The following is a 26664-nucleotide window of genomic DNA, read 5'->3' as shown; positions in this document are numbered from 1 at the left end:
TGCACACCCACTACGCGGCATCAGGCGCTTCGGAAGGGTGTCTTCGGACGCGCGCAGTTTTGCGCAAATCCGCGTTTCCACCCCGCGCCGGCGCGTTCGAATGTGAAAACTTTTCCTGCCTCGTTGCGGCCCCGTTGTGGTGGCGCGGCAGGCCGCTGCGATACGTAGCCCGGGTGCGCGCGCGAGGTGGCGCAGGAATGGCACGCATCTACGCAGAGTGCTTATTTCAAGTGTTTTTTCTTGAGCGTGCACGCACGCAGTGGCGCGCGTGGCGGTCGTGTTGCGCACGCCAGCGGTGTCTGCGGAAGCGAAACGAGGACGCTGGAGACGGTGTCCGGGACGGCGCCAATGTGAAAATTTTTCGCGGGGGTTGTTGACAGTAAAAAAAAGCGTGATTAGGTTTCGCCTCAGCAGACCTTGCCTGCCCAACCGAGTGCGCAGAATCAATCGTCCGATGCGAAGCAGCCCCTCGAAAGCCACCGCGATCCCCAAGACGGTGGACATGGCCCCGCTTCCCCCGGAGAAATGCAAGGCAACTCCCGTTCCGATGCCTGCTCCGCCGATCGAGGCAGGCATTGCCGCATCCGTAACGGCGCGCCTGACGCGCCGGCGGTCCCCGCACGCAGCATCCGCGGGTTTGATCCACCTGGGCGTTTCAACTCCCTATCACTGACGAGGAGCCATCCCATGGCAACCAAGAAAGCTGCGAAGAAAAAGCCCGCCGCCAAGAAGGCGGTGAAGAAGGTCGCTAAGAAGGCCGCTGCCAAGAAGGCAGTGAAGAAGGTCGCAAAGAAGGCGACCGCCAAGAAGGCGGTGAAGAAGGCTGCGAAGAAGGTCGCCAAGAAGACCACTGCGAAGAAGGCAGTGAAGAAGGCGGCAAAGAAGGTAGCCAAGAAGCCGGCGAAGAAGACCGCGAAGAAGGCAGTGAAGAAGGTCGCCAAGAAGGCAGCGAAGAAGACTGCAAAGAAGGCCGCCAAGAAGACCACTGCCCGCAAGCCGGCCAAGAAGGTCGCCAAGAAGGCGACCAAGAAGGCCGTAAAGAAGGTTGCGAAGAAGGCGGCCAAGAAGGCGACCAAGAAGGCTGCCCCGAAGAAGGCAGCGAAGAAGGTCGCCAAGCGCAAGCCGGCCGCCCGCAAGAAGAAGGCCGCTCCGGTCGCTCTGCCGGCAACTCCGGCGCCGCTGATCTAAGTACTTCCCGATAGCCGTACCCTGAAACCCCTTCCTCGGCTGCCCAGCGAGGAGGGGGTTTTTTTATCCCCTGCCTGCAGCCCGCAAGAAAAAAGGGCGACCGATGGGCCGCCCTTCCGGTGATGCCAGGGAGTGCCGGTTCAGCGCGGCGAGGCGACCGCGCGGTTGCTGGATGCACCCTTGCCCTTGCGCTTGTCCTGCTGCGCCGGGCTTGCGCCCTCGGCCATCAGGTTGTCGCTGCCGAAGTCGGTATCCACGTCCAGCCAGCGTTGCGAGGGAAGGCCAAGCGCGGAGTCGAGCACGGTCGGCAGCAGGCCGCTGGGCAGGCCGCTTTCGCCGTTCCACATGATCGCGATGCCGAGATCACGCTCCGGGACCAGAGCGACAAGGCCACGGTAGCCCTGCACGGCGCCGGCGTGGAATACCACGTCATGACCGGCGTAATCGAAGGTGCGCCAGCCGAGCGCGTAGCCGGCCGAATGCAGACGCTCGCGGCGCCAACCCGACCGCATTTCGCCCGGCGTGTTGATCAGGCTGGAATGCAGGGTGGCCAGCAGCGGTGCCGGCAGCACGTCGGGGCGATGACCGGTGTGGGCCAACAGCCACTGTGCCATGTCGCTGGCACTGGCGTTGACGCCGGCCGCCGGCGCGACCCGGTAGTAGGTCGGTTTCGGCGTCAGCGACACCCAGCCATTACGGCTGCGCACATGCGGACGAGCCCACCGCGAACTGGCCTGGATGCCGGCCAGGCCGAGGCTGGCATCGTTCATGCCCAGCGGCTTGAAGATGCGGCGCTCGACCGCCTGCTCGTAGAAGCTGCCGGAGGCGGCGTAGACGACGTCGCCGATCAGGCTGAAGGCCACGTTCTGGTAGGCGTAGCAGTCGCCTGGCAGGCACTTGAGGCTGGTGTTGGCCAGCTTCTGGGTCAGTGCGTAGTACTCGGCGTTGCCTTCGATGTCACGGTCGTAGGCGTTGTAGGGCAGGCCGACGCGGTGGCTGAGCACGTCGGCGACGGTCAGACGCTCGGTGGCTTCCGGCGAGTTGAGGCGGAAGCCGGGCACATAGTCGGTGACCTTGCTGTCCCAGCGCAGCGTGCCGTCATTGACCAGCAGGCCGGCCATGGTGCCCGCGAAGGCCTTGGACAGCGAGGCCAGCCGGAACACGGTATGGGCATCGACCGGCAGCGGATTGTTGACGTCGGTGACGCCGTAACCGCGCGCACTCAGCACGCGTCCGCCCTGCACGATCGCCACCGCCATACCCGGCACGCGCTCGCCATAGGTGAGCTGCTGCGCCATCGATTCGATGTTGGCAACGTTGAAGCCAGGGGCGGGCGCCTGCACCTGCGGCGTCAGGCCGGTACGGTAAGCGGCCGGCTGGGTATGAGCGACGGCCGGCGCGGCCGCGGTCTCGATGTTGGCCGGCATCGGCGGCAAGGCCGGCGGGGTCTGCGCGGTGGTGGACAAGGCAACGGGCATCAGCATGCCCAGCAAACCGGTGGCCGCCGAACGGATCGGACGACGCAGGCTGTTCTTTTTCATCGGTTGGACCCGTGCGCGACTGCTGATGGCGATTCTAGCGCCGCTTTTCGCCTGTGCACAAACAAAGCGAAGATGAATGCGCATCTCGTTGAAAAAGTTGGAATTTTGACGCTGCCGGATTGTGTATCCGAACGTGTCGGCGGTCGCCCGTGCGAGTCCCCTGCGGTGCCACCGGCGTGCCGCGCTGGCGATGTTGCAGTGCATTGGCTAACGTACGCGCTTTGCCGCCCCCCGGAGCCCGCCATGCCGCTGTCCAACCGCTGCCTGCTGGCGTGGGGCGCCGCATGAGTTCGCCGCAGGACGGGAGGCCGTTGCGCGGGCTGCTGGCAGCGCTGCGCGAGTCCCCGGCACTGTGGTGGTCGTTCCTCTACTTCTTCTGCCTGCTGAGCGGCTACTACGTGCTGCGACCGGTACGCGAGGCGATGGCGGCCTCGGCCGACCTGGAGACGGTGTTCCCGCCGGTGCTGATCGCCTGGTTCGCCAGCCACGGCATCGCACTGAAGGATTTCGTCCTGCAGTTCCTGTTTTCCTGCGTGTTCGTGATCATGCTGGTGCTGCAGCCGGTCTATGGCTGGCTGGTCAGCCGCTTTCCGCGGCGGGTGTTCCTGCCGGCCGTGTATGGCTTCTTCATCGCGACCCTGCTGGGCTTCTACGCACTGTTCGACAGTGGCGTGCCGGGGCGGGGCATGGCCTTCTTCTTCTGGGTCATGGTGTTCAACCTGTTCGCCGTCGCCGTGTTCTGGAGCTTCATGGCGGATGTGTTCTCCAACGTGCAGGCCCGTGCGTACTACGGCTACATCGGCGCGGCCGGCACGCTCGGCGCGTTCCTCGGCCCGATCATCACCAGTGCGCTGGTGCAGCGGGTGGGCATCGCCAACCTGATGCTGGTCTCGGCCGGCTTCCTGATCGTGTGCCTGCTGTGCATCTGGCGCCTGCGGCACTGGGCGGTGCTGCGTGAACGCGAGCAGCAACTGGTCTCCGGCGAGCAGCCGATGGGCGGCAGCGTGCTCGATGGCCTGAAGCTGATCGCGCGCGAGCCCCTGCTGCGCTGGCTGGCCATCATGGTGGTGTTCGGCGTCGGCGTGGGAACGCTGCTGTACAACCAGCAGGCCAGCATCGTGCGCGCGTCGTTCACCGACCCTGCGGCGAGCACCGCGTTTTTCTCGCGCATCGATCTGGCGGTGAACGCGCTGGCCCTGCTGATGCAGCTGGGCCTGACCCGCTGGCTGCTGTCGCGCCACGGCATCGCTCCGGCGCTGTTGATTCCCGGCTTCGCGATCCTGATCGGCTTCTCGGTGCTGGCGGCGTCGCCGATGCCGCTGATGGTGGCGGTGGTGCAGGTGATGACCCGGGCCAGCGAGTTCGCCCTGGCCAAGCCGGCACGCGAGACGATCTATACCCGTGTCGACCGGCAATGGCGCTACAAGGCCGGTGCGGCCATCGACACGGTGGTCTATCGTGGGGCCGACCTGAGCTTCACCTGGGTGCACAAGGGACTGGCATTGTTCGGTTCGCACGTGGTGTTCATCGGAGGCGTTGCGGTGGCCGCGTTCATGACGCTGGCCGCGTTCGGCGTGCTGCGCGAAGAGAAGAAGCTGCCCCGCGACCGTTGAGGTCGCCCCCCATTTGAGGAGAACCCCCGATGTCATGGATCGCGTTGCTGCTGACGCTGCTGGTTGCCGCGCTGCATGTGTACTTCCTGGTGCTGGAGATGTTCCTGTGGACGCGGCCACTGGGGCTGAAAACGTTCCGCAACACGCCGGAGAAGGCGCAGACCACACAGGTGCTGGCGGCCAACCAGGGGCTGTACAACGGCTTCCTGGCGGCCGGCATCGTGGCGGGGCTGGTGATGGCACAGCCGGTGCTGGTGACGTTCTCGCTGGTCTGCGTGGTCGTGGCGGGGTGCTATGGCGCGTACAGCGTGAGCCGCCGGATCTTCATGATCCAGGCGCTGCCGGCGATCCTGGCGCTGGTGCTGCGCGCGCTGGTGTGAGAGTTCCGGCCAACGGCGCAGCCCCTCGTGGGTTGGCCGCGTAGAGCGTGTCATGGGTTTGGCCAGGCAGGTTGGGTTCGCGGGGGACGCCGCAAGTACGTCCCTGTAGGCTTGGCCGCGCCATCCATGCCGCGGACACCCCCGCGAACCCAACCCGCCCGGCCCCTGATAGTTTCCGCGGGCGTCCAGCCCACGGAGAAGAAAAAAAAAGAGCAAACAGCAACAGCAAAAGCGACCGATGGGCCGCTTTTGCTTCTGCTCTTCTTTTTTCTTCTGCGTGGGTTGGACGCCGCACAGATCTGTCAGAGGCCGGATGGGTCGGGCCGGGCGGGGTATCCGCGCCATGGATGGCGCGGCTAAGCCCCCAGGGATGGGTTCACGGCGTCCCCGCCTGGCTCGACCCATCCGGCCCAACCGATAACCGCGTGCCGCGACCAACCCACGAGGGGCTGCGCCGTTGGCCGGAACCTCACTTGGCCGGCGACATCCACATGTCGATGACGGCGCTGAACACTTCGGTCCCTGCACGGTCGCGCACGCTCACCGTCACCGGCAGCGCATAGCCCTGGGCCGCGACCACGATCGGCTGCGCCGGCAGTGCCACCGCCTGCAGCGTGCCGCGTGCCTTGGCCAAGTACTGCACCTGCATGCCCTTGGGGATCCAGCGCATGCCCTTCGGCAGTGATGCATCAACCATCAGCCCGGCCGTCAGTTCGGCCAGATTGCACATCGCGATCGCGTGCACCGTGCCGATGTGGTTGCGCACCCTGCGTCGGTCCGCCAGCGTACCTTCGCAGCGGCCGTTTTCCAGGCGGGTGATGCGCGGCGCGATGCTGGCGAAGTAGGGCGCCTCGAAGCACACCGCGCGCGAGAACAGCCAGGTGCCGGCAGGCCAGCGCTGCAGGCGGTTGTAGAGCGAGAGCAGGGGCGTGGACATGGTGGGATTCCGTTGGGCGGATAAAGCGACGGCGGGCCGAGGCCCGCCGTCGAGGCAACGCGTGTCGCGGGCGATCAGGCGGCCTGCGAGTGCGGGTCCTTGTGCTGGCGGTCGTAGTAGCTGGCCGCGCGCAGTTCGTGGGTGTCGAAGTCGTCCACGGTGATGGTGTCCAGGGTCAGCGTGCGCAGCTCTTCCAGCAGCGTGCGCTCGTCCTGGGTGATCACACCTTCGGCCACGGCTTCGTCCAGCTGGCTCTGGAAGTCCAGCGCCTCGATGCCCTTGCTCTTCAGCGCCTTCAGGAACTTGCGCTCCACCGGCTCGGCCATGATGGCCTTGGCCAGATAGCTGTTGATGCGGCCGCCCGGGTTGTTCTCGCACGGGGTCAGGAACACACCCTGTGCCAGGCGGTCGCGCGCTTCGTTCGGCGCCATCAGCAGAGCGGCGACGCGACGGCTCAGGCGATCACCCGGTGCTTCGGCGCGGCGGCCCAGCGGGAAGATCAGTGCCCACATCAGCCAGCCGATCGGACGGATCGGGAAGTTGCGCAGGGCGGCCGACAGCGATTCTTCGATCTTGTGCACGCTGTCATGGAAGGCCCACGCCAGCAGCGGCTGGTCGGCCTGCGGTGCGCCCTCATCGTGGTAGCGCTTGAGCATGGCGCTGGTCATGTAGATGTGGCTCAGCACATCGCCCAGGCGGCCGGAGAGCGATTCCTTGAACTTCAGCTTGCCGCCGAGCGTCATCATCGAGATGTCGGCCATCAGCGCCAGATTGGCCGAATAGCGGTCCAGCTTGCGGAAGTAACGGCGGGTGTAGGCATCGCCCGGGGCGGCACCGAAGCGGGCGCCGGTCAGGCCGAACCAGAACGAGCGCACGGCGTTGGAAATGCCGTAGCGGATGTGGCCGAACAGGCTGCGGTCGAATTCCTGCAGGCCGGCACGGGTATCCGGATCCTGTGCAGCCTTCATCTCCTTCAGCACCCACGGGTGGCAGAGAATCGCACCCTGGCCGAAGATCAGCAGGCTGCGGGTCATGATGTTGGCGCCTTCCACAGTGATCGCGATCGGCGCAGCCTGCCAGCTGCGGCCGGCGAAGTTGCGCGGGCCGAGGATGATGCCCTTGCCGCCGATGACATCCATCACGTCCGAGATCACCTCGCGGCTCATGCTGGTGCAGTGGTACTTGGCGATCGCCGACGGTACCGATGGCACGTCGCCGCGGTCGACGGCGGCAGCCGTGGCCTGCGACAGCGCGCTGATCTTGTAGGCCTTGCCGCCGATACGGGCCAGTGCTTCCTCCACGCCTTCAAAGCGGCCGACCGACAGGCCGAACTGCTTGCGGATGCGCGCGTAGGCGCCGGTCACCGCAGCGCCGGCCTTGGCGCCACCGCTGGCGGTGGACGGCAGCGTGATCGAACGGCCCACGGCCAGGCATTCGTTGAGCATGTTCCAGCCCTTGCCGGCCATGGCAGCGCCGCCGATGAGCTGGGTCAGCGGGATGAACACGTCCTTGCCGCGAATCGGGCCGTTCTGGAAGGTCGAGTTCAGCGGGAAGTGGCGGCGGCCGATCTCGACGCCGGCGGTATCGCGCGGCAGCAGGCCCAGGGTGATGCCGATGTCGCGGGTCTCGCCGATCAGGCCATCCGGGTCGTACATGCGGAAGGCCAGACCGATCAGCGATGCGACCGGAGCCAGGGTGATGTAACGCTTGTCGAACGTCAGCCTGACGCCCAGCACCTGCTCGCCATTCCATTCGCCCCGGCAGACGATGCCGTAGTCGGGAATCGAGGTGGCATCGGAGCCGGCAAACGGGCCGGTCAGGCCGAAGCAGGGCACTTCACGACCGTCGGCCAGACGCGGCAGGTACTGGTCCTTCTGCTCCTGGGTGCCGTAATGCACCAGCAGTTCGCCCGGACCCAGCGAGTTCGGCACGCCGACGGTCGAGCTGACCACCGAGGATACCGAGGCCAGCTTCTGGATCACCTTGTGGTGGGCCAGCGCAGAGAAGCCCAGGCCGCCGTATTCCTTCGGGATGATCATGCCGAAGAACTTGTTCTTCTTGATGAAGGCCCACAGCTCCGGCGGCAGGTCGGCGTGGACGTGGGTGATCTCCCAGTCGTTGACCATCCGGCACAGCTCTTCCACCGGGCCGTCGAGGAAGGCCTGCTCCTCGGCGGTCAACTGCGGCTTGGGATAGTTGAGCAGGATGTTCCAGTCCGGATCGCCGGTGAACAGCTCGCCCTCGAAACCGACCGAGCCGGTTTCCAGTGCGATGCGCTCGGTCTGCGACAGCGGCGGCAGCACCTTGCGGAACACCTTCATCATCGGACCGGTCAGCAGCGGCTTGCGGATGAACGGCAGCAGCAGCGGTACGGCGATCACGGCCAGCACGGCGGCGGCGACGATCGTGGCGGTCTGGTTGACGTAGGGGATGAACCAGCAGGCGACCAGCAGCGCGGCGCTGATCAGCGTCCAGGTGACCAGCCGCATGCGGTGGTAGGCGGCGAATGCACCTGCCAGCAGCAGGGCAAGGAAGGGAAGAACGATGCTCATGAGCGTGCTCCGGTGACGTGCTCGTTTGTGACGGACGAAGCTGCGGCGTCCACCGCAGGCAACACGTCCAGATAGTCCAACACAGTAGCGGTAAAGGCGTCGTTGTCGTCGCCGGCGACCATGTGCGTGGCCTGCGGCAACTGCACGTGGCGCGCGTGCGGGGCCAGCGCCAGGAATTCGGCCACGGTCTGCGGCGTGACCAGGTCACTGCGACCCCCACTGACCAGCAGCATCGGGCACTTCACCTGGCGCGCGGCATCGGCCAGCGCATCCTGGTGCTGCTCGCTGTCGCGGGCCAGCTCGGCGACCAGGCGCGGATCCCAGTGCCAGCGCCAGCGGCCGTGACCATCCTCGCGCAGCAGCGCGCGCAGCGACTGCTCGGATTTGCGAGGCCGGTGCGGCATGTAGGCGGAAATCACGTCGGCGGCCTGGGCCAGCGAGGCGAAGCCATCGGGATGGGCGGTCATGAAGGCGAGGATGCGCTCCACGCCCGCGGTATCCCAGCGCGGGGTGATGTCCACCAGCACCATCGCCGAGAACAGGCCCGGCCAGCGCGATTCGGCCAGCAGGCCGAACAGGCCGCCCATCGAGGCGGCGACCAGCACCGGCGGGCGCGGCTGTTCGCCGGCCAGCACGATCAGGTCGTCGGCAAACTGCTCGCCGTGATAGGGCAGGTCGGCGGCATTCCAGTCCGAATCGCCGTGACCGCGGGCGTCGTAGGCCAGCGTCTGCAGGCCGGCAGCAGACAGCGCGCGGGCCGTGGCGTTCCAGGCATGCCGGGTCTGCCCGAAACCGTGGGCGAACAGCACCCGGCCGCGGCGGCCGTGATCGCTGGCCGTGGCGGCCAGCCGTGTGCCGTGCGCGGCTTCCAGACGCAGGTCGTGGAACGCAACGGGTGTGGGGGAAGTAACCATACTTGCTAGTATGGATCGGTTGCGGGGGATGTCAATACTGCATGGTATGGTGCGGCGCGTCAGGTGGCCGGTCTGCACAGCGGAGCCCTTCGGCTGCATCCGCGTACTGCAACGAACCCCGCCGTATGGTTAAATCACTCCATGAATCAACCTGACGCTTCTGCCGGCGAACCGCGCGCCGGCCGCAACAGCCGCCTGAGCGCCGAAGACTGGGCCCAGGCGGCCCTCGATCTGATTGCTGAACAAGGCGTGGGTGCCGTCGCGGTGGAACCGCTGGCGCGGCGCCTCGGCGTCACCAAGGGCAGCTTCTACTGGCATTTCCCCTCGCGCGACGCCCTGCTGCAGGCGGCGTTGGAGCGGTGGGAGCTGTTCGAGCAGGAGCAGGTGTTCGGCAGCCTGGAAGACGTGCCGGATCCGCGCGCGCGCCTGCGTCAGCTGTTCCAGATGGTGGCGCACGAAGTGCAGCCGCACATCATCTACAGCGAACTGCTGAAGGCGCTGGACCATCCGATGGTGCGGCCGGTGATCGACCGCGTTTCGCAGCGTCGCCTCGATTACCTGGTCGCCTCGTTCCGCCAGGCAGGCCTGAGCTCCACCGACGCACGCCATCGTGCGCGCCTGGCCTATGCGGCCTATGTGGGCTTCCTGCAGCTGTCGCTGCAGCTGCAGCAGCCGAAGCAGGCGCGGGAGGATTTCGAGGCCTATGTCGAACACCTGATCGAGACGCTCATTCCGAACGGCTGACGGTTTCCGTTGCCCACGAAAAAGCCGCGACCTGATCGCGGCTTTTTTGTTGCCGGTGCAGGGTGGTACGCGCCGGCAGTGCAGAAAGAACAACGGCCCCTTGCGGGGCCGTTGCTGCAGTCATCGATCGATCAACCGATCAGAACTTCTGCTTGTACTGCATGTACATGTAGCGGCCCGGCAGGTCGTACTGCGGGTCGAACATGTTGTAGGACACCGTGTACGAGACCGGCGGATCCTTGTCCCACGCGTTGTTCAGGCCCAGCATGATGGTGCCCTTCCACGGGGTGTTGTAGCGCACCTGGATGTCGTGGTACGTGGTGGCACCAATGTGGTTCTTGCGACCTTCCGGATCCGAGCAGTAGGCACGGGTGGATGCGCCCAGCAGGCAGTCTTCGGTCATGCCCGACTTGTAGCGCAGGCCGTAGTTGACACCGAAGTCACCGTAGGACCAGTCGACGTACAGGTTGGAACGGACGCGCCAGTACGGATCCTGGTCCAGATAGCGGCCCTGACGGCCATCAACCGGAGCATCTTCGGTCGACTTGGTCTCCCACTTGCTCAGGTAGGTGCCGTCCAGGCTGACGGTGAACTGGCCGAACGAGGTTTCCGGCAGCTTGTACAGCACGCCCAGATCCCAGCCCTCCACCTTGTACGACGCCAGGTTCATCAGCGGCATGTCGACGTTGGTGATGGTGTAGCGCTCGTTGATGGTGCCGTAGTTCGGGTCACGCGTGATCAGACCGCAGTAGGCTGCCTGCTGCTGCGCGGTACCACCGTAGCAACGATCCATGATGTCGCCGATCGCCGGACGGGTGATGGCGTCTTCGATCTTGATCTGCCACCAGTCCAGGGTCACGTTCAGGCCGGAGACGAAGCTCGGGCTCCACACCAGGCCCAGCGTCTTGCTGGTCGAGGTTTCCGGCTTCAGATCCGGGTTCGACTTCCAGGTGAACGGCTCGACGGTCTGCAGCGGGCCAGACTCGCCATCGGTGTTCGGCTGGACGAAGTTCGCCGGAACGCCCTGGGCGATACACTGCGCCAGCACTGCGCCGGTCGGGTTGTTGGCCCGGGCACACGGGTCGGCGTAGGTCTCGAACGAATCGGTGTCGCCGCGGTACAGGTTGTTGATGCTCGGAGCGCGGAAGCCTTCGGAATAGTTACCACGCACCATCAGGTCTTCGATCGGCTTCCAGCGGAAACCGAACTTGTTGTTGGTGGTGTTACCGAAGTTGCTGTAGTCCGAGTAACGGGTCGCCACGCTGAAGTCCAGCAGCTGGGCGCCCGGCAGATCGGCCAGGACCGGGATCGACAGTTCCAGGTAGAACTCGTCCAGGTCGTAAGCACCCTTGGTCGGCGCAGCGCCGTTGCCGGTGCTCAGGCCCGCTGCGATGAAGGCGTCGGGGTCGAACTGGCCGCTTTCCCTGCGGTTCTCATAACCGGCAGCGAAGCCCAGCGCACCGGCCGGCAGCTGCACGATCTCACCGGAGATGTTGGCGTAGTAGCTCTTCGACACCAGGCTGGCCGAATCGTGCGCGGTGAACGAGGTGTAGTCGAGTGCCGCCTGCGAGATCGAACCTTCGCCACCCAGCGGATTGATCGGTGCGCAGCCCGGAATGACGGCTCCGCCTGCGGTCAGACAGACAGCCTGGCCATCGCGGAGCGCCGACGGACCATACGCCTCATCCAGACGCTGGATGTTGAACAGGCCGTAGGTCAGGTCGTTCTGGTCGGTCTTGTCGTAGCGGTAGCCGACATCCCAGTCGAAGTTGCGGTCGGCGAACTCGAAGAAGCCTTCAAAGCCACCGTAGAAGTGCCAGTTCTTGACGTTCTGGTTGAACGAACGGCCGCCGGTTTCATTGAAACGACGGTTCACGCCGGTCAGGTCCTGGCCGTACGGGTTGTACATGCTGTCCGCGCTGAGCGTCATGCCCGTCACCGGCATGGCCGCCAGCAGCTGCTCGGACTTGCGCTCGTTGTACATCGCCTCGGTGCGGAAGGAGATGTTGTCCGTGATGTTGTACGAACCCACAGCGAACAGCGAGGTGCGCTCGTTCGGGGTCAGCAGGTAGTTGTCCGGCGCGGTGTTGTAGCCGTGCACGTTGCTGACGAACGGGGTTTCCACGCCATTGATGATGACGTAGCGCTGATCATTGCGGACGTAGGAGCCCGGGATGCCGGTGCCGCTCTGGCCGCTGAAGAACGGCGGGCCGCCAGCGGAGATCTTGCGATTGCCGGCCATGACCTCCTTCTCGTTCACGTAGGACGCACCCAGCACCAGCGACGCACGGTCGGTGGTGGTGCCGATGGTGAAGTCATAGGCTTCACGATCGCCGTCGCCCTGGCTGTACTGGCCCTTGTAGAAGTTTGCCTCGGCGCCGTCGAAGTTCTGCTTGGTGATGATGTTCACCACGCCGGCGATGGCATCCGAACCGTAGATGGTCGAAGCGCCGTCCTTCAGGACGTCGATGCGCTCGATCATCGCGGTCGGGATGGTGTTCAGGTCGACGCTGCCGTCCAGACCGGTGGTCCAGCGACGGCCGTTGACCAGCACCAGGGTGCGCTCGGCGCCGAGGTTGCGCAGGCTGACGCCGGCCGAACCGTCACCACCGTTGTTGAAGGTGCGGTTCAGTGCGGCACCGTTGGCGGCGACGCGCTGCAGGATATCGGCAACCGAGGTCACACCCTGCTTTTCGATGTCGGCGCGGGTCAGGCTCAGGACCGGCTGCGAGGTTTCGATGTCGGTGCTCTTGATGCGCGAACCGGTCACCGAAATGCGATCCAGGTTGGTCGCTTCCTGCGCCTGGGCGGTTACGGACGTGGCCGCACCCGCGATCAGCGCGACGACAACAGCGTCACGCAGCTTGTTGGACTGGAAATTCATTGGCTCTCTCTCTCCAAGAAATCTTGGCTGGGGTTATGCCCGGCGGGGAAGCGAAAGTGCGCTTCCAAATCGCGAGGCTGAGCCGATAGTAGCGGGCGCCTGCAAAGAATTAAAGCTGTGTTAATCAAAGCTGTGATTTGTGTAAATTGATGGAATGTCAATACTTTTCAATGGCTTGCAGTAGGGTTTGTGGCATGGCGCCTCGTTTGTTAAAAAAAAATGATGAAAAAAGTTTCCATTGATATGTATCGAAACATGTCGCGGCGGCGAGAAACGCACACATTGCGACAGCGCCGGAGGGGGCGCAAAAGGAAGGCGGTGCACGCAAACGCAACGGGCGCCTTCCGGCGCCCGCGATGTCACTGCATGAGGGAGGTGTGAGCGGTCAGAGATCCTGCTCGTAACGCACATACGGCACGGTGCCGTCGTCGTTGCTCTCGTTGCGTGGCGAGAAGGGGTTCTTGCCGCGGCTGATCACGTTCTCGGCGCCGACGGTGAGCTGGCCGGACCACGGCGTCCGCCAGGTCAGGCCGATGCCCAGACCTTCCCACTTGCCGGGACGGCCGGGTACGTCGACCACGCGACCGATGATGCTGCCGGTGAAGTTGCCGTAACCGGCGCCGAGGCTGAGGCTCTTGCTGTCCCAGCGATCGACCAGCGCCGGCGAGGCATCGGCCAGCGGAACCAGGCGTGCCTTGGCGTAGGTGCCGGCAATGGATACGAATCCTTCGCGGCCGATGTTCTTCTGCGCGAACACGGTCAGGTCGTTCTGCTCGGCACGCAGCGACGGCGTCTTGTTCGGGCCGGCCAGCCAGGCGGGCAGTGTTTCGCGACCGGTACCGGCGGTGATGCCCAGGCGGCTGCTGCCCCGGTTCAGGGCAGCCGTGCCGGTGAAGCGGCGGCTGCTGAGGTCATCGTCGTCGCCCAGGCTGGCCAGCATGCAGTGGCTGGCCAGACCGCTGATGCTGGTACTGCTGCTGTTGCTGCAGAGCAGGCCCAGCGAGTCGCCCGACGACAGGCCAAAGGCTGCGTCCAGCGAATTGCGGCCGAAATGCCAGCGGGCGCCGGCGGCCTGCTCACCGGTGGGTTCCAGGTAGAGCAGGGCTTCGACCTTGCCGCTGCCCTTGTTCCACACCGGCAGCACCGTGCGGGTGTCCTTGCTCTGCGCATGCGCGCCCGCGACCGCGCCAAGGGCGATCAGCAGGGCCAGCGGTAGACGCAGATAGGTACGCATCGGACCAGTTCAGACAGGGACAGACAACGGAAGTTCCCGCAGGGGCGGGGACTCGATCCTAGGGTGTTTATGATTTCTTAACAAGCCTTGATCCTCCCCAGGTGCAAGACCGGCCGCTTACTGAAGGCGTTCAGGTGCCGGAACAGCCCCCTCGGCACCGTGGAACAGTATGCCGAACTCCGTCAACGGGAAGTGATACTCCCGTCCGCAGAATTCGCAGCGGACTTCGACCTCGCCGGTGGCTTCGGCCGCCGCCCGCGCCTCTTCCTCGCCCAGCGACTGCAGCATCGAGGCAACCCGCTCGCGCGAGCAGGAGCAGGCAAAGGACAGTGGCTTGCTGCCCATCAGCTCCGGGTTCTCCTCATGGAACAAGCGGTGCAGCAGCTGCTCGGCGGGAGTAGCGAGCAGTTCGGCCCTGCCCAGGGTCTCGAACAGGGCACTGGCGCGTGACCAGCCATCTTCGTCGCCCTCGTCGCCAGGTAGTTTCTGCAGCAGAAGGCCGCTGGCCCCCGTGCGGTCGGCGGCCAGCAGCAGTCGCGTCGGCAACTGCTCGGACTGCCGGAAGTAGTCCTCGAAGGCCTCGTCCAGTTCCGCGGCGCTGAGCCCGACCAGGCTCTGGTAGCGCTGCGGTTCGCGCGGGTCCAGCCCGGGGTTCTCGATGGTGATGGCGAGGAGGGCGTCATCGCCCAGGCTGGACAGGTCGCGCGGCGCGTCGGCGCCCTCGCTGAGCTGGGCGATGCCGCGCAGGGTGCCGGCGGCGGTGCATTCGGCGAACAGCGTGCGCAGCGTGGTGCTGCTGCGCAGCTGGATGGACAGGCGGCCGTCGACCTTGGTGTGGCCGGTGAACAGCGCCGAGGCCACGCAGGCTTCGCCGAGCAGCTCGGCTGCGGCGTCCGGGTAATGGGCATGGGACAGGATTTCCTGCCAGGTGGCCTGCAGGCGCACGTGTACGCCGCGGACACCCGCGTCGGGAAGCAGGAAGCGGATCAGGGAATCAGGTTGGGCGGTCATCGGCTCACATCGCGCGGAAACAGGGGTGGTTGCCGGATAATGTGCCGACAGCCAGGCAGAAGAAGGATGCACCACTAATGGGGGCAGGGGGAGAGCAGGACAAGGTGAAGGTGGCCGGGGACGTTCCGCGCCGCCGGCGTTGGCACTGGAAGCGGCTGCTGTGGCTGCCGGTGCTGTTCGTGGCCTTCAGCTGCCTGCAGGTGCTGGTGCTGCGCTTCGTGGATCCGCCCATTTCCAGCGTGATGCTGTGGCGCTACGGGGAGGCGCTGGGGGCGGGCGACTGGGCCTACCGGCTGCACTACCAGTGGCGGGATCTGGACCAGATGGCGCCGAGCCTGCCGATCTCGCTGGTGGCGGCCGAGGACCAGCGCTTCCCCGAACACAGTGGGTTCGATCTGCAGGCCATCGAGAAGGCGCGTGACCACAACGCGCGGGGCGGTCGGCTGCGCGGGGCCAGCACCATCAGCCAGCAGGTGGCCAAGAACCTGTTCCTCTGGCAGGGCCGCAGCTGGATCCGCAAGGGCCTGGAGGTCTGGTACACGGTGCTGATCGAAACGCTGTGGCCCAAGCAGCGGATCCTGGAGATGTACGCCAACATCGCCGAGTTCGGTGACGGCGTGTACGGTGCGCAGGCGGCGGCGAAGACCTTCTGGGGCAAGGACGCCGCGCGCCTCAGCCCGGCCGAGAGCGCACGGTTGGCGGCCGTGTTGCCGGCACCGCGGCGCTACAGCGCGGCCTCGCCCGGTCCCTACGTACAGCGTCGCGCCGCGTGGATCCAGCGCCAGGCCCGGCAGCTGGGCGGCGCTGCGTACCTGGCCGAGGACTGAGGCGGGCGTCTGCGCCGCTGCGAACTGGCGACGTACAATCCGGGCATGATCCGTGAACGCCTCACCGTCGTCATTGCCGCCTGCAACGAAGCTCTGGCGCTGCCGGTACTGCACCCGCGCCTGTGCGCGGTACTGGATGCGATGCCGGACATCGATGGCCACATCCTTTACGTGGACGACGGCAGCCAGGACGGAACCTGGGAGGTGATCGCCACGCTGGCGCAGTCCGAGCCACGCGTGTCGGCGCTGAAGCTGTCGCGCAATTTCGGCAAGGAGGCCGCGCTGACCGCCGGGCTGGATCTCGTCCGCGAGGGTGCGGCGATGATTCTCGATGCCGACGGCCAGGATCCACCGGAGCTGCTGCCGCAGTTCGTGGAGCGGTGGCGCGAGGGCTATGACAACGTCTATGGCACGCGCCGCGCGCGCGCGGGCGAGAGCTGGGTCAAGCGTGCGACCGCGGCGATGTTCTATCGGGTGATCGGCCGCCTGTCGCGCACGCCGATTCCCGCCGATACCGGGGACTTCCGCCTGCTGTCGCCACGCGCGCTGAGCGCGTTGCGTGAAATGCGTGAGCGTCACCGTTTCATGAAGGGGCTTTTCAGCTGGGTTGGCTTCCGCCGGGTGGCGGTGCCGTACCAGCGCCACCCGCGGGTGGCCGGCAGCAGCAAGTTCAGCCTGTGGCGGCTGTGGAACTTCGCGCTGGAAGGCATCACCGGTTTCTCCACCGTGCCGCTGCGCGCGGCCACCTATCTGGGCCTGGCCACTGCGGCGGTGGCCTTCGTGTTCGGTGTCTGGGTGATCGTGAAGGCCGCGATGTACGGCGACCGCGTGGCGGGCTGGCCGACGATGATGGCGGTGATCCTGTTCCTGGGCGGTGTGCAGCTGATCGCGCTGGGCCTGATCGGCGAGTACCTGGGGCGCCTGTATGAGGAGTCCAAGCAGCGTCCCCTGTACCTGGTTGACGCCTGGCTAGCATCGTCCGTGGCAGACTCCGTCGTGCAACCCACCCTGGGAGGGCAGGCAGATGACGTCGGTACGGCAACTGTTGGACGGCAAGTCCCCTGAAGTGCATGCGGTCGCGCCCGGCGCGGCGGTGATCGATGCGATCCGGCTGATGGCCGAAAAGGGCATTGGTGCGGTGCTGGTGATGGAAGGGCCGCGACTGGTCGGCATCCTGTCCGAACGTGATTACGCCCGCAAGATCGTCCTGCGCGATCGTTCCTCACGCGATACGGCGGTAGCCGAGATCATGACTGCGAAGGTGGTGACGGTGGCGCCCGGCGAACAGGTCGAACATTGCCTGCAGCTGGTCACCGATTACCGTATCCGCCATCTGCCGGTGGTGGAGGGGGGACAAGTGCTGGGCGTGATTTCCATCGGCGATCTGGTGAAGTCGGTGATCGATGCACAGCGCCGCGAGCTGGACCAGCTGCAGCAGTACATCGTGGCGGGATGAGTTTTCGCTGGCGGGCCCGCCGGCCCGCCGGCCCGCTGTTCGGAGCCGAAGCCGAAGCCAAAGCCAAAGCAAAAGCGGCGCCTTGCTGATGGGCCGGAAGGCGGAGGGCATGGCCGTGCAGGACACGCCGTAAACCCATCCATGGGGCTCGATGGCGCCATCCATGGCGCCAACGGTCCTGCACGGCCATGCCCTCCGCTTCTGGATACATTGCGGCGAGCGCGGTGGGTAGCGGCCAATCTGGGTTGGCAACACTTTGTCGTTCCGCGCGTGCCCCTCAATTCGCGATCCAACAAACGCTACTACTTCGCGTACTGCCCGCCGCAGTCGGCGTCCTTGCCGGGGCCCAGTTCGATCGTGGCCAGCAGTGCGGCCGGTGGCGCGATGCTTCCCAGTGCCAGGGCGACCGCACCGCGGACGCCGAGCGCCTTGAAGTCCGGGCGGAACGAAGGATCCTTGAACGTTCCGGCGATGTGCAGCGGCGAGCGCAGCACGAGGATGCTGCGGTCCTTCGGCCGTGGCTTCAGCAGCAGGTCCAGCGACTCATCGCGCAGGCTGACGGTGCCTTCGCCGAGAATCAGCGTGTCGGTGGTATCGACGGCGAACGTGCGGCTGGTCATCAATCCCTCGCGTACGCCGAAGTCGGCAAAGGCGCAGCGCAGCGGAATCTGCTTGTCGCCGGTCACCAGGAACTTGACTGCCTCGGTGATGTCCAGCCCGGCCAGTTCCATCACCAGATTGCCGACGTGGCCACGTCCCATTGCCAGGCCCACATCGCCATTGCTGCTGCCCAGCATGGCGGCGATCGAGTTGCCGCGGCCGCTGAGGTCGATTTCGCCACCGATGCCGCCCTTGGCCTGCTCGGCCAGCTTCGCATCCGGGAACAGTTGTCCCAGCTGCACGCCGCGCACGCTGGCCTTGAGCGCGGTGGCGATCTGCGGCTGCCGCGCATCCATGCGGATCGTGCTGCGGATGTCACCACCGGCCACACCGAAGTTCAGCGGGTCCAGCCGCAGCACGCCATCGTCCAGCAGCAGATGCGCATCCATATCGTCAAGCGGCAGCGATGGTGCGTTGATGCGATGTGCCTTCCAGCGCACATCGGCATCCATCGCGCGCAGCTTGCCGAGATTGTACGGCGTGTCCGGCAGCACCCTGGTACGCGCCGCCACGCGTGCGGCCTCGGCCTTCTGCTCGGCGTTGGCGGTCTCGCCGCCACCGGTTCTGGGAGGGGCGCCGACAAAGCCGGCCAGGTCGTCGAAGTCCAGCCGGCGGGACTCCAGCGTGGCCGTCAGGCGCGGGCGCGCACCACCTGTTTCGAACTTCACATTGCCGCCGAGATCGCTGTCGCCGACCTTGCCGGTGAACTGCTCGTAGCGCCACACGTTATGGTCGCGCTTCAGGCGCCCCTCCAGGGCATAAGGCGGCGAAGGCGGAATGGCGATGCCCAGCAGGGGATACAGGTCGGCCAGATCCTGGCCACTGAGCGCGAAAGCGAGGTCGAGCACCTGCAGCTGGAAGGGATTGGTCAGGGTGCCACGGGCGACGGCATGGGTGGCACCTGCACGCCCATCAAGATGGATGCGGAAGGGATGATCGCTGTCGGTCAGTTCCAGCGGAGATTCGGTGCCGCCGCGAAGGGTGAAAGGATTGCCCTGCCAACGGCCCTTGCCCTGCACCAGCAGGGGCGGCGCGGCATCCGCCTGCCTGGGCCGGCCACTACGCACATTGACATGGATGTCGGTGCGACCCGCCGCGTCGATGAACTGCAGGCGGCCGTCATCGATACGCAGCCGCTTGAGCTGGGGCGTGGCGCCGCCGCGGCTGTCACCCAGGAAATCCCAGTTGCCCGGCTCGCCCTTGCGTGGGGCGGTTTCCAGCAGCACGTCGGGACGGGTCAGGCGGATCTCGGGGAGCTGCACGCTGCCCCGCAGCAGGGGCCACACCCGCAGGTCGATTTCGACCCGGTCGGCACTGGCCATGTTCGGCTGCTTCGCCCATGACGCATTGGCGAACGTGACGGTGTCGGCGCGGATCGTGCTGGTACGGCCGAGGTCGACATCCAGGTGGCCGATCTGCAGCACGCGGCCGGTCCGCGCCTGTACCGCCCGCTCGACCGGCCCCTTGAACCAGTTCCAGTCCCAGAGCGCGATCAATACCAGGATGGCCGCCAGCAGGAACACCAGCACCGCCAGCCAGCGCTGGCCTCGCGGGCCAGGGCGGCGGAAGCGCCAGCGCGACGGACGCGGCGGAGCAGGGGAGGCAGTCGCATTCACGCTGCCATGGTTGCCCTGCGCGGGTGGACGCAGCGCGAAGCGTTCATGTGCGCGGTGTGCACAGGAACGCGTGTGGCACGGATATCTACAGCACCTGCATGGTCACCGCGACGAAGTGGCAGACACTGCCGCCGATCACGAACAGGTGCCAGATCGCATGCGAATAGGGGATCGATTCGCGGTGATAGAAGTAGGTTCCCAGCGTGTAGGAGATACCTCCGGCCAGCAGCCAGCCCAGCGTCCAGCCATCGATGGAGGCCAGCATGGGCTTGACCGCGACGATCACCAGCCAGCCCATGGCCACGTAGATGGCGGTGGACAGGCGCTTGAAGCGGCCGGTATAGAACAGCTTGAACACCACGCCGGCCAGGGCCAGCGTCCAGATCGCGGCGAACAGACCCCAGCCCCACGGGCCACGCAGGCCGATCAGCGTGAACGGCGTATAGGTACCGGCGATCAGTACATAGATCGCGCAGTGGTCGAAGACCTTCAGCCTGCCCTTGGCAACCGGATGCTGGATGGCGTGGTAGAGGGTGGAGGCGGTGTACAGCAGCAGCAGCGCGATGCCGAACACGATCGCACCTGCCAGTTGCCAGCCATCGCCGTAGATGGCGGCCAGGGTGATCAGCACGGCACCCGCACCGAGCGCCAGTACGGCGCCGAGACCGTGGGTCAGCGCACTGGCGATTTCTTCGCGGATCGAAGCAACGGAAGTCGAGGACATGGCGTAGGCATCATTCGCGGGGAGGGGGACCCGCGCCCCCCTATCATCGCCGCGATGGCGGGCGCATGCACGCCCGCCTCCACACGGAAGTCCGATGTCCTGACTGGCCGGATTCAGCCAGCGGTTAGGGTGTGCGCGGCCTCGCGGGTGGCGGCAAAGCGCACGTCGGGCGCGCGCTCCTGCGCCAGCTGCAGGTTGACCCGGGTCGGCGCGAGATAGACCAGATGGCCGGCGGCGTCGAGCGCCAGGTTCAGTGCGTTCTTCTCGCGGAACTCTTCCAGCTTCTTCTCGTTGCTGCAGTGGATCCAGCGCGCCGTGGTGACGCTGACCGGCTCGAAGGTGGCTTCCACGCCGTACTCGTCCTTCAGGCGGTAAGCGGCCACGTCGAACTGCAGCACGCCCACCGCACCCAGGATCAGATCGTTGCTGGTCAGCGGCCGGAAGAACTGGGTCGCGCCCTCTTCGGAGAGCTGGGCCAGGCCCTTCTGCAGCTGCTTGAGCTTGAGCGGATCGCGCAGGCGCGCACGGCGGAACAGCTCCGGGGCGAAGTTGGGGATGCCGGTGAAGGTGACGGCCTCGCCTTCGGTGAAGGTATCGCCGATGGAAATGGTGCCGTGGTTGTGGATGCCGATCACATCGCCCGGCCAGGCCTCGGCGGCGATTTCACGGTCGCTGGCCATGAAGGTCAGGGCGTTGGCCAGCTTCATCTCCTTGCCGGTGCGCACGTGGAAGGTCTTCATGCCCGCGCTGAAGCGGCCCGAGCACACCCGCATGAAGGCGACGCGGTCGCGGTGCTGCGGGTCCATGTTGGCCTGGATCTTGAACACGAAGCCGGTCAGCTTGCTCTCTTCCGGGGCGATCTCGCGGCCGGTGGTGGCGCGTGCCTGCGGCGATGGCGCGTGCTCGACGAAGAAGTCCAGCAGGGGCTGCACGCCGAAGTTGTTCACGCCCGAACCGAAGAACACCGGCGTCTGCTTGCCCTCGCGATAGGCCTGCAGGTCGAACGGATGGCTGGCGCCCTGCACCAGCTCCAGTTCATCGCGCAGGTCGGCCAGCATCTGTGCGCCGATCTTCTCGGCCAGGCCGGGAGCGTCGATCGACGGGAAGATGGTCGAATCCTGGCGGGTGAAGTTGCGACCCGGTTCGTACAGGTGCACCTCGCCGGTCAGCAGGTGGACCACGCCCTTCAGGCGCTGGCCCATGCCGATCGGCCAGGTGACGGGCGCGCACTGGATGCCCAGCACGGTTTCCACTTCATCCAGCAGTTCGATCGGATCCTTGCCCTCGCGGTCGAGCTTGTTGATGAAGGTCATGATCGGGGTGTCGCGCAGGCGGCACACTTCCATCAGCTTGATGGTGCGCTCTTCCACGCCCTTGGCCACGTCGATCACCATCAGTGCCGAGTCCACCGCGGTCAGCACGCGGTAGGTGTCCTCGCCGAAGTCGGCGTGGCCGGGGGTGTCGAGCAGGTTGACGATCTTGCCTTCGTACGGGAACTGCATCACCGAGGAGGTGACGGAGATGCCGCGTTCCTTCTCCAGCGCCATCCAGTCGGAGGTGGCATGGCGGGCCGCCTTGCGGCCCTTGACCGAACCGGCCATCTGGATCGCGCCTCCGAACAGCAGCAGCTTTTCGGTCAGCGTGGTCTTGCCGGCGTCAGGATGGGAGATGATGGCGAAGGTGCGGCGACGCGACGCTTCGGTGGCGACTTCGGACATGGCAGTGGCGCCCGCCCGGGGCGCTTTTCAAAGAGATAAGCGCCTGATTATACCGGCCGTGGCCGGTCAGCGCCCGGCCGCGCCCTCGGCATCACCCTGGCGGGCGAACTGCAGCTGTCCCTGGGAGGCGAAGATGCGCACGGGTACCGAGCGTAGCGCCATGCCGCGGTTGACCTGCACCACGAAATGCAGGTGCGGGGCGCTGCTGTAGCCGCTGTTGCCGGACAGGCCGATCGGCTGTCCGGCCTGCACGGCCTGGCCACGACGCACGCGCATGCCGCCTGCCTGCAGATGGCCGTACAGCGCCATGCTGCCGTCGCTGTGCAGGACACGGATGAAATTCGCCCTGCCGCCGTCGCGCTCGCGGTCCTGGCCGTTGCCACGGAAGCCGTCCTGGATCTGCATCACGGTTCCCTCGCGCGCGGCCAGCACCAGCGTCGCCTCGGGCAGGGCGAAGTCCACGGCGTCGCGGTTCTCCTCGTCATCGTGGCTGAACCGGCCCTGCGGCGCCTGGTCCACGCGCAGGCGTGCGGCGTCGAACGGCAGGCGGTAGGCCACGTCTTCGGCGCGGGCGTCGGGACGACCCGGTACCGACTGCAGACGTACGTCGAGCGTGCTGCCGCCCACGGGCGAGGGCAGGTGACCGACCACGAAGCTGCTGTCGCCCTGCACCAGCGACCGTACCGGCAGGCCCTCGATGGGGCGCCCGGGTCCAGCGCGCAGTTCAACCTGTAATGGGCCGGCCAGGGTGTTGTCGATCCGGGCCTGCCAGTATTCGCCCACCTGCTGCAGCCGCAGCTGCGCCATGGGGACCGCCTGGCCAATGCCCTGCGTGCCGGGGGCGGGGGCCGGTGAGGGCACCAGGCCCCAGCCCTGCCGCCAGTCGGCAGCTCCGGCGGTGGTGCTGACCAGCAGCGGCAGCAGCAGGCAGGACAAGGGCAGGCGCGGCATCGGGCGTTCCGGACAGGGGGACCGCCGCGACTGTACCTGATCCGCGAAAGGTGGGCCGCAGCGATCGCTCCGGGCATTCATCGCTTTATCCGCATGAAGGGATTGACATGGGCGGAAAGCGATGGCATCGTGGCTCCACCATCGAGACCGGCAGAGGGACAGGCCCTTTGAAGCCGGGGCAGCCCGCAGGCGCGCAAGTGCCGGCGTAGGTGCCAAATCCTGCGGGGACCGTGGCGTCCACCGGAAGATGGTTCGAACCATGCACCGCAGGTGCATCTCGAACGCGAGCCCCGCGAAGGCTCGATGGCCGATTCCCCTAACGGATCCCGCCATGAGCTTCGCCCCCAGCACCACGCTTCGCCCCGAACCCTTTGTCCCCGTCAGCGTGCCGGTCGAAGACCGCGTGCACGCCGAGCGCGGCGAGTTCGCCGCGGTGCTGTCGATGCGCCACGCCGGCGCGTGCCCGGTACGCGTTCGCTACGAATGGGTGGGACCGGTCGATGCACCGGTGGTGGTACTGGCTGGCGGCATCTCCGCCCATCGCCATGTGGCGTCCAACGCGCAGTTCGCCGAGAAGGGCTGGGCCGAGGAACTGGTTGGCAGTGGCCGCACGCTCGATCCGCAGCAGCTGCGCGTTCTGGCGTTCGACTTCATCGGTGCGGATGGCGCGCTGGACGTGCCGATCGACACGGCCGACCAGGCCGACGCACTGGCCCTGCTGCTGGATCACCTGGGCATCCGCACACTGAAGGCGTTTGTCGGCTACTCCTATGGCGCCCTGGTGGGGCAGCAGTTCGCTGTCCGCCATCGCGCCCGCGTGCGCCAGCTGGTGCTGGCCAGTGGTGCGCACCGTCCGCACCCCTATGCCGCGGCGTGGCGTGCGTTGCAGCGCCGGGCGGTCGCCCTGGGACAGCTGCAATGCGGTGAAGACCATGGCCTGGCACTGGCCAGGCAGTTCGCGATGCTCAGCTACCGCACGCCGGAAGAGTTCGGCGAGCGCTTCGACGCTCCGCCCGAGGTGGTCAACGGCCGCGTCCGTGTGGCCGCCGAGGACTACCTCGACGCGGCGGGCGCGCAGTACGTCGCGCGCACCCCGGTGACCGCCTACCTGCGCCTGTCCGAATCGATCGACCTGCATCGCGTGGATCCCACCGCCATCCTGCCGCCAACCGTGGTGGTGGCCGTGGAAGGCGATCGGCTGGTGCCGTTGGCCGACCTGGTCGGCCTGGTCGAGGGGCTGGGTCCGCGCGGCAGCCTGCGCGTGCTGCGCTCCCCATACGGCCACGACGCCTTCCTCAAAGAAACCGATCGCATCGACGCGATCCTCGCTACCGCCTTCCGCACTTCTGGAGAGTCCGCATGAGCCTGCACGCCGCCGAGCCGTCCTGTTGTCGCACCACTGCCGCCGTCCGCGCCGGCATCGATCGTGACACCGCCCATGGCGCGGTCACTCCACCGATCGTGCTGTCGTCGAACTTCAGCTTCGAAGGCTTCGGCAACAAGCGCCAGTACGACTACACGCGCAGTGGCAACCCGACGCGCGACCTGCTGGGCGAAGCACTGGCCGAACTGGAAGGCGGAGCCGGTGGCGTGGTCACCGCTACCGGCATGGGCGCCATCAACCTGGTGCTGAATGCCCTGCTGCAGCCGGGCGACACGCTGGTGGTACCGCACGATGCCTACGGCGGCAGCTGGCGCCTGTTCAACGCGCTGGCGAAGAAGGGGCATTTCGAACTGGTCACCGCCGACCTCACCGACCCGCGCACGCTGGCGCAGGCCCTGGCCACCCAGCCACGGCTGGTGCTGGTGGAAACCCCGTCCAACCCGCTGCTGCGCATCACCGACCTGCGCTTCGTCATCGAGGCGGCGCACAAGGCCGGGGCGCTGGTGGCGGTCGACAATACGTTCCTGTCGCCGGCGCTGCAGCAGCCGCTCTCCTTCGGTGCCGACCTGGTGCTGCATTCGACCACCAAGTACATCAACGGCCACAGCGATGTCGTCGGCGGTGCGGTGATCGCACGTGATCCCGCGCTGCACGAACAGCTGGTGTGGTGGGGCAACGCACTCGGGCTGACCGGCTCTCCCTTCGATGCTTTCCTGACTCTGCGCGGCCTGCGCACGCTGGATGCACGCCTGCGTGTGCACCAGGAGAACACGGCCTCGATCGTCGCGCTGCTGGACGCGCACCCCGCCGTGGCCCGGGTGTATTACCCCGGCCTGGCCGACCATCCCGGTCATGCCATCGCCGCACGCCAGCAGAGCGGCTTCGGCGCGATGCTGTCGTTCGAGCTGGCCGACTGCGCCGGCGAGGATCCGCACGCTGCCGTGCGCGTGTTTGTCGATGGACTGCGCTGCTTCACCCTGGCCGAATCGCTGGGCGGCGTGGAAAGCCTGGTCGCGCATCCGGCGACCATGACCCACGCAGCGATGAGCGTTGAGGCGCGTGCTGCCGCCGGCATCAGCGAAGGGCTGCTGCGCCTGTCGGTCGGCATCGAGGCCGAGCGCGACCTGCTGGCCGATCTGGGTGCGGCGCTGGCCCGCGCCGAAGCGGTGATCGACGCTGCCGCACGTCGCAAACAGGTGGTGGACGCATGAGCGCGCTGGCTGCCGAGATTCCGGCGCTGGGCGGCGGTCGCCTGGCACTGCTGGGCACCGGGACGGTGGGCTCTGCGTTCGTGCAGCGCTACCAGGCCCTGCAGGCGCGCGGCCTGGAACTGCCCAGCGTGCAGTGGCTGGCCAACTCGCGTACTGCGCTGGCCATTGACCGCGATCTGGCCCTGCCGCTCGAACTGGCGCGGCGCGCACCGCGTGGCGGCCAGAGCGTGCCACCGTGGGCCGGTGCCGAAGGGCTGGAGCGTGGCGATGTGGTGGTTGATGCCACCGCCAGCGAAGACGTGGCCGCCCGCCATGCGCAGTGGCTGGCGCGCGGGGTGCATGTAGTGACGGCCAACAAGCTGGGCCGGGGCGGGCAGCTGTCACGCGCGAAGGCCATCGCCGAGAGCTGCGCCGACAGCGGCGCCCGGTACGGCGACAGTGCCACCGTGGGGGCGGGACTGCCGCTGTTGAGCAGCCTGCGCGCGCTGGTGGCCGGGGGGGATCACATCCACGCGATCGAGGGGGTGTTGTCCGGTTCCCTGGCCTGGTTGTTCCATCGCTATGACGGCCGTTCGCCGTTCTCGGCTGCAGTGCGCGAGGCGCTGGCCGCGGGTTACACCGAACCGGATCCGCGCCTGGATCTGTCCGGCGAGGATGTGCGGCGCAAGCTGCTGATTCTGGCGCGCAGCAGCGGACTGGCGCTGGATGCCGCACAGGTGCACGTGGATTCACTGGTGCCTTCGGCGTTGGCTGCGCTGCCGCTGGACGACGCATTGGCCGAACTGGAGCAGCTGGACGCACCGCTGCGGGCGCGCTGGCAGCAGGCGACGGACAGCGGCCGTGTTCTGCGCTTCGTCGGCCGGGTCGACGCTGACGGCGCACAGGTGGGGCTGCGTGAACTGCCGGCCGATCATCCACTGGCGCAGGGGGCGGGCACCGACAACCGCGTCGCCATCCACAGCGACCGCTATCGCACCCAGCCGTTGCTGATCCAGGGGCCGGGAGCGGGCGCGGAAGTCACTGCTGCCGCATTGCTGGATGACGTGCTGCGCATCGTGGGATGAGCAGGGTCCCGCTGCGCCCGCCGGGCATGGCCCGGTGTTATCCGCACCGCTGCGC

At 66.7% G+C, this 26664-nt stretch carries 21 protein-coding genes and 1 riboswitch; of the genes, 10 read left to right on the top strand and 11 right to left on the bottom strand.

The features are described from left to right. The first annotated feature begins 687 nt into the window (after positions 1 to 687). Entirely contained in the window at positions 688 to 1188 is a 501-nt protein-coding gene (locus N7367_RS08800) for a histone (RefSeq protein WP_065174792.1), read from the top strand. 140 nt (positions 1189 to 1328) lie between these two features. Here the strand turns inward: N7367_RS08800 and N7367_RS08795 are convergent, their stop codons facing one another. Next, positions 1329 to 2729: a serine hydrolase gene (locus N7367_RS08795; protein WP_279942212.1), complete on the bottom strand. Its 1401-nt coding sequence runs from the start codon at positions 2727 to 2729 to the stop codon at positions 1329 to 1331. A 284-nt stretch (positions 2730 to 3013) separates the two neighbouring features. Between N7367_RS08795 and N7367_RS08790 the strand changes: the two genes are divergently transcribed. Both N7367_RS08790 and N7367_RS08785 read left to right on the top strand, forming a co-directional pair. Then, positions 3014 to 4342, top strand: a complete 1329-nt coding sequence (locus tag N7367_RS08790) for an MFS transporter (protein WP_279942211.1) — start codon at positions 3014 to 3016, stop codon at positions 4340 to 4342. Between the two features lie 29 nt (positions 4343 to 4371). After that, positions 4372 to 4722, top strand: a complete 351-nt coding sequence (locus N7367_RS08785; RefSeq protein ID WP_279942210.1) for a DUF1304 domain-containing protein — start codon at positions 4372 to 4374, stop codon at positions 4720 to 4722. A 469-nt stretch (positions 4723 to 5191) separates the two neighbouring features. Here N7367_RS08785 and N7367_RS08780 read toward each other — a convergent pair whose 3' ends face one another. The 3 genes from N7367_RS08780 to N7367_RS08770 form a co-directional block, all read right to left on the bottom strand. Then, a complete protein-coding gene (locus N7367_RS08780) occupies positions 5192 to 5659 on the bottom strand; it encodes a hotdog fold domain-containing protein (protein ID WP_279942209.1) in 468 nt (155 codons plus the stop codon). A gap of 74 nt (positions 5660 to 5733) precedes the next feature. Then, positions 5734 to 8211: an acyl-CoA dehydrogenase gene (locus tag N7367_RS08775; protein WP_065174795.1), complete on the bottom strand. Its 2478-nt coding sequence runs from the start codon at positions 8209 to 8211 to the stop codon at positions 5734 to 5736. After that, positions 8208 to 9125 (bottom strand): alpha/beta hydrolase, encoded by a 918-nt coding sequence (locus N7367_RS08770; protein ID WP_065174796.1) that lies wholly within the window; start codon positions 9123 to 9125, stop codon positions 8208 to 8210. The genes N7367_RS08775 and N7367_RS08770 overlap by 4 nt, the downstream gene beginning before the upstream one ends. Positions 9126 to 9266: 141 nt before the next feature. Here N7367_RS08770 and N7367_RS08765 point away from each other — a divergent pair, with 141 nt between their 5' ends. Further along, positions 9267 to 9869 (top strand): TetR/AcrR family transcriptional regulator, encoded by a 603-nt coding sequence (locus tag N7367_RS08765; RefSeq protein ID WP_079222832.1) that lies wholly within the window; start codon positions 9267 to 9269, stop codon positions 9867 to 9869. Positions 9870 to 10008: 139 nt separating this feature from the next. Here the strand turns inward: N7367_RS08765 and N7367_RS08760 are convergent, their stop codons facing one another. The 3 genes from N7367_RS08760 to N7367_RS08750 form a co-directional block, all read right to left on the bottom strand. Beyond that, positions 10009 to 12753 carry a TonB-dependent receptor gene (locus N7367_RS08760; protein WP_065174797.1) on the bottom strand — a complete coding sequence of 915 codons (2745 nt, stop codon included), beginning with the start codon at positions 12751 to 12753 and terminating at the stop codon, positions 10009 to 10011. A gap of 385 nt (positions 12754 to 13138) precedes the next feature. Next, a complete protein-coding gene (locus N7367_RS08755; protein ID WP_128990771.1) occupies positions 13139 to 13987 on the bottom strand; it encodes a hypothetical protein in 849 nt (282 codons plus the stop codon). Between the two features lie 117 nt (positions 13988 to 14104). Continuing rightward, complete coding sequence (locus N7367_RS08750) at positions 14105 to 14998, bottom strand: Hsp33 family molecular chaperone HslO (protein ID WP_180876610.1); 894 nt, start codon at positions 14996 to 14998, stop codon at positions 14105 to 14107. 77 nt (positions 14999 to 15075) lie between these two features. On the opposite strand from N7367_RS08750, the gene mtgA reads away from it, so the two are divergent. From mtgA to N7367_RS08735, 3 genes are read left to right on the top strand one after another with little or no spacing between them, the layout of a single operon-like run. Next, the gene (gene mtgA / locus N7367_RS08745) at positions 15076 to 15825 is read left to right on the top strand and encodes a monofunctional biosynthetic peptidoglycan transglycosylase (RefSeq protein WP_053520199.1); all 750 of its coding nucleotides are present in this window, start codon (positions 15076 to 15078) and stop codon (positions 15823 to 15825) included. Positions 15826 to 15870: 45 nt separating this feature from the next. Continuing rightward, positions 15871 to 16890, top strand: coding sequence for a glycosyltransferase family 2 protein (locus N7367_RS08740; RefSeq protein WP_279942205.1), 1020 nt, complete (start codon positions 15871 to 15873; stop codon positions 16888 to 16890). After that, complete coding sequence (locus N7367_RS08735; protein ID WP_053520201.1) at positions 16850 to 17281, top strand: CBS domain-containing protein; 432 nt, start codon at positions 16850 to 16852, stop codon at positions 17279 to 17281. The genes N7367_RS08740 and N7367_RS08735 overlap by 41 nt, the downstream gene beginning before the upstream one ends. A gap of 302 nt (positions 17282 to 17583) precedes the next feature. Here the strand turns inward: N7367_RS08735 and N7367_RS08730 are convergent, their stop codons facing one another. The 4 genes from N7367_RS08730 to N7367_RS08715 form a co-directional block, all read right to left on the bottom strand. Next, on the bottom strand, positions 17584 to 19557 hold the full coding sequence (locus tag N7367_RS08730) for an AsmA family protein (RefSeq protein WP_128990773.1): 1974 nt from the start codon (positions 19555 to 19557) through the stop codon (positions 17584 to 17586). Between the two features lie 85 nt (positions 19558 to 19642). Then, positions 19643 to 20281: a hemolysin III family protein gene (locus N7367_RS08725; RefSeq protein WP_053519889.1), complete on the bottom strand. Its 639-nt coding sequence runs from the start codon at positions 20279 to 20281 to the stop codon at positions 19643 to 19645. Positions 20282 to 20394: 113 nt separating this feature from the next. Beyond that, a complete protein-coding gene (locus N7367_RS08720) occupies positions 20395 to 21999 on the bottom strand; it encodes a peptide chain release factor 3 (protein ID WP_065174802.1) in 1605 nt (534 codons plus the stop codon). 66 nt (positions 22000 to 22065) lie between these two features. Further along, positions 22066 to 22950, bottom strand: a complete 885-nt coding sequence (locus tag N7367_RS08715) for a M23 family metallopeptidase (RefSeq protein WP_053519887.1) — start codon at positions 22948 to 22950, stop codon at positions 22066 to 22068. 135 nt (positions 22951 to 23085) lie between these two features. Next, a riboswitch (SAM riboswitch) is annotated at positions 23086 to 23204 on the top strand. Positions 23205 to 23281: 77 nt separating this feature from the next. On the opposite strand from N7367_RS08715, the gene N7367_RS08710 reads away from it, so the two are divergent. The 3 genes from N7367_RS08710 to N7367_RS08700 are packed head-to-tail and all read left to right on the top strand — an operon-like array spanning position 23282 to position 26609. Then, positions 23282 to 24313: a homoserine O-succinyltransferase gene (locus tag N7367_RS08710; RefSeq protein ID WP_053519886.1), complete on the top strand. Its 1032-nt coding sequence runs from the start codon at positions 23282 to 23284 to the stop codon at positions 24311 to 24313. Beyond that, positions 24310 to 25545 carry an O-succinylhomoserine (thiol)-lyase gene (locus N7367_RS08705; RefSeq protein ID WP_279942204.1) on the top strand — a complete coding sequence of 412 codons (1236 nt, stop codon included), beginning with the start codon at positions 24310 to 24312 and terminating at the stop codon, positions 25543 to 25545. The genes N7367_RS08710 and N7367_RS08705 overlap by 4 nt, the downstream gene beginning before the upstream one ends. Next, entirely contained in the window at positions 25542 to 26609 is a 1068-nt protein-coding gene (locus N7367_RS08700) for a homoserine dehydrogenase (RefSeq protein WP_128990781.1), read from the top strand. Before N7367_RS08705 ends, N7367_RS08700 begins: the two co-directional genes overlap by 4 nt. Positions 26610 to 26664: the final 55 nt, after the last annotated feature.

It is taken from the genome of Stenotrophomonas sp. GD04145, assembly GCF_029835135.1.
In the GTDB taxonomy this organism is placed as follows: Bacteria; Pseudomonadota; Gammaproteobacteria; order Xanthomonadales; family Xanthomonadaceae; genus Stenotrophomonas; species Stenotrophomonas maltophilia_P.
This window is presented reverse-complemented; position numbering and strand designations above follow the sequence as displayed.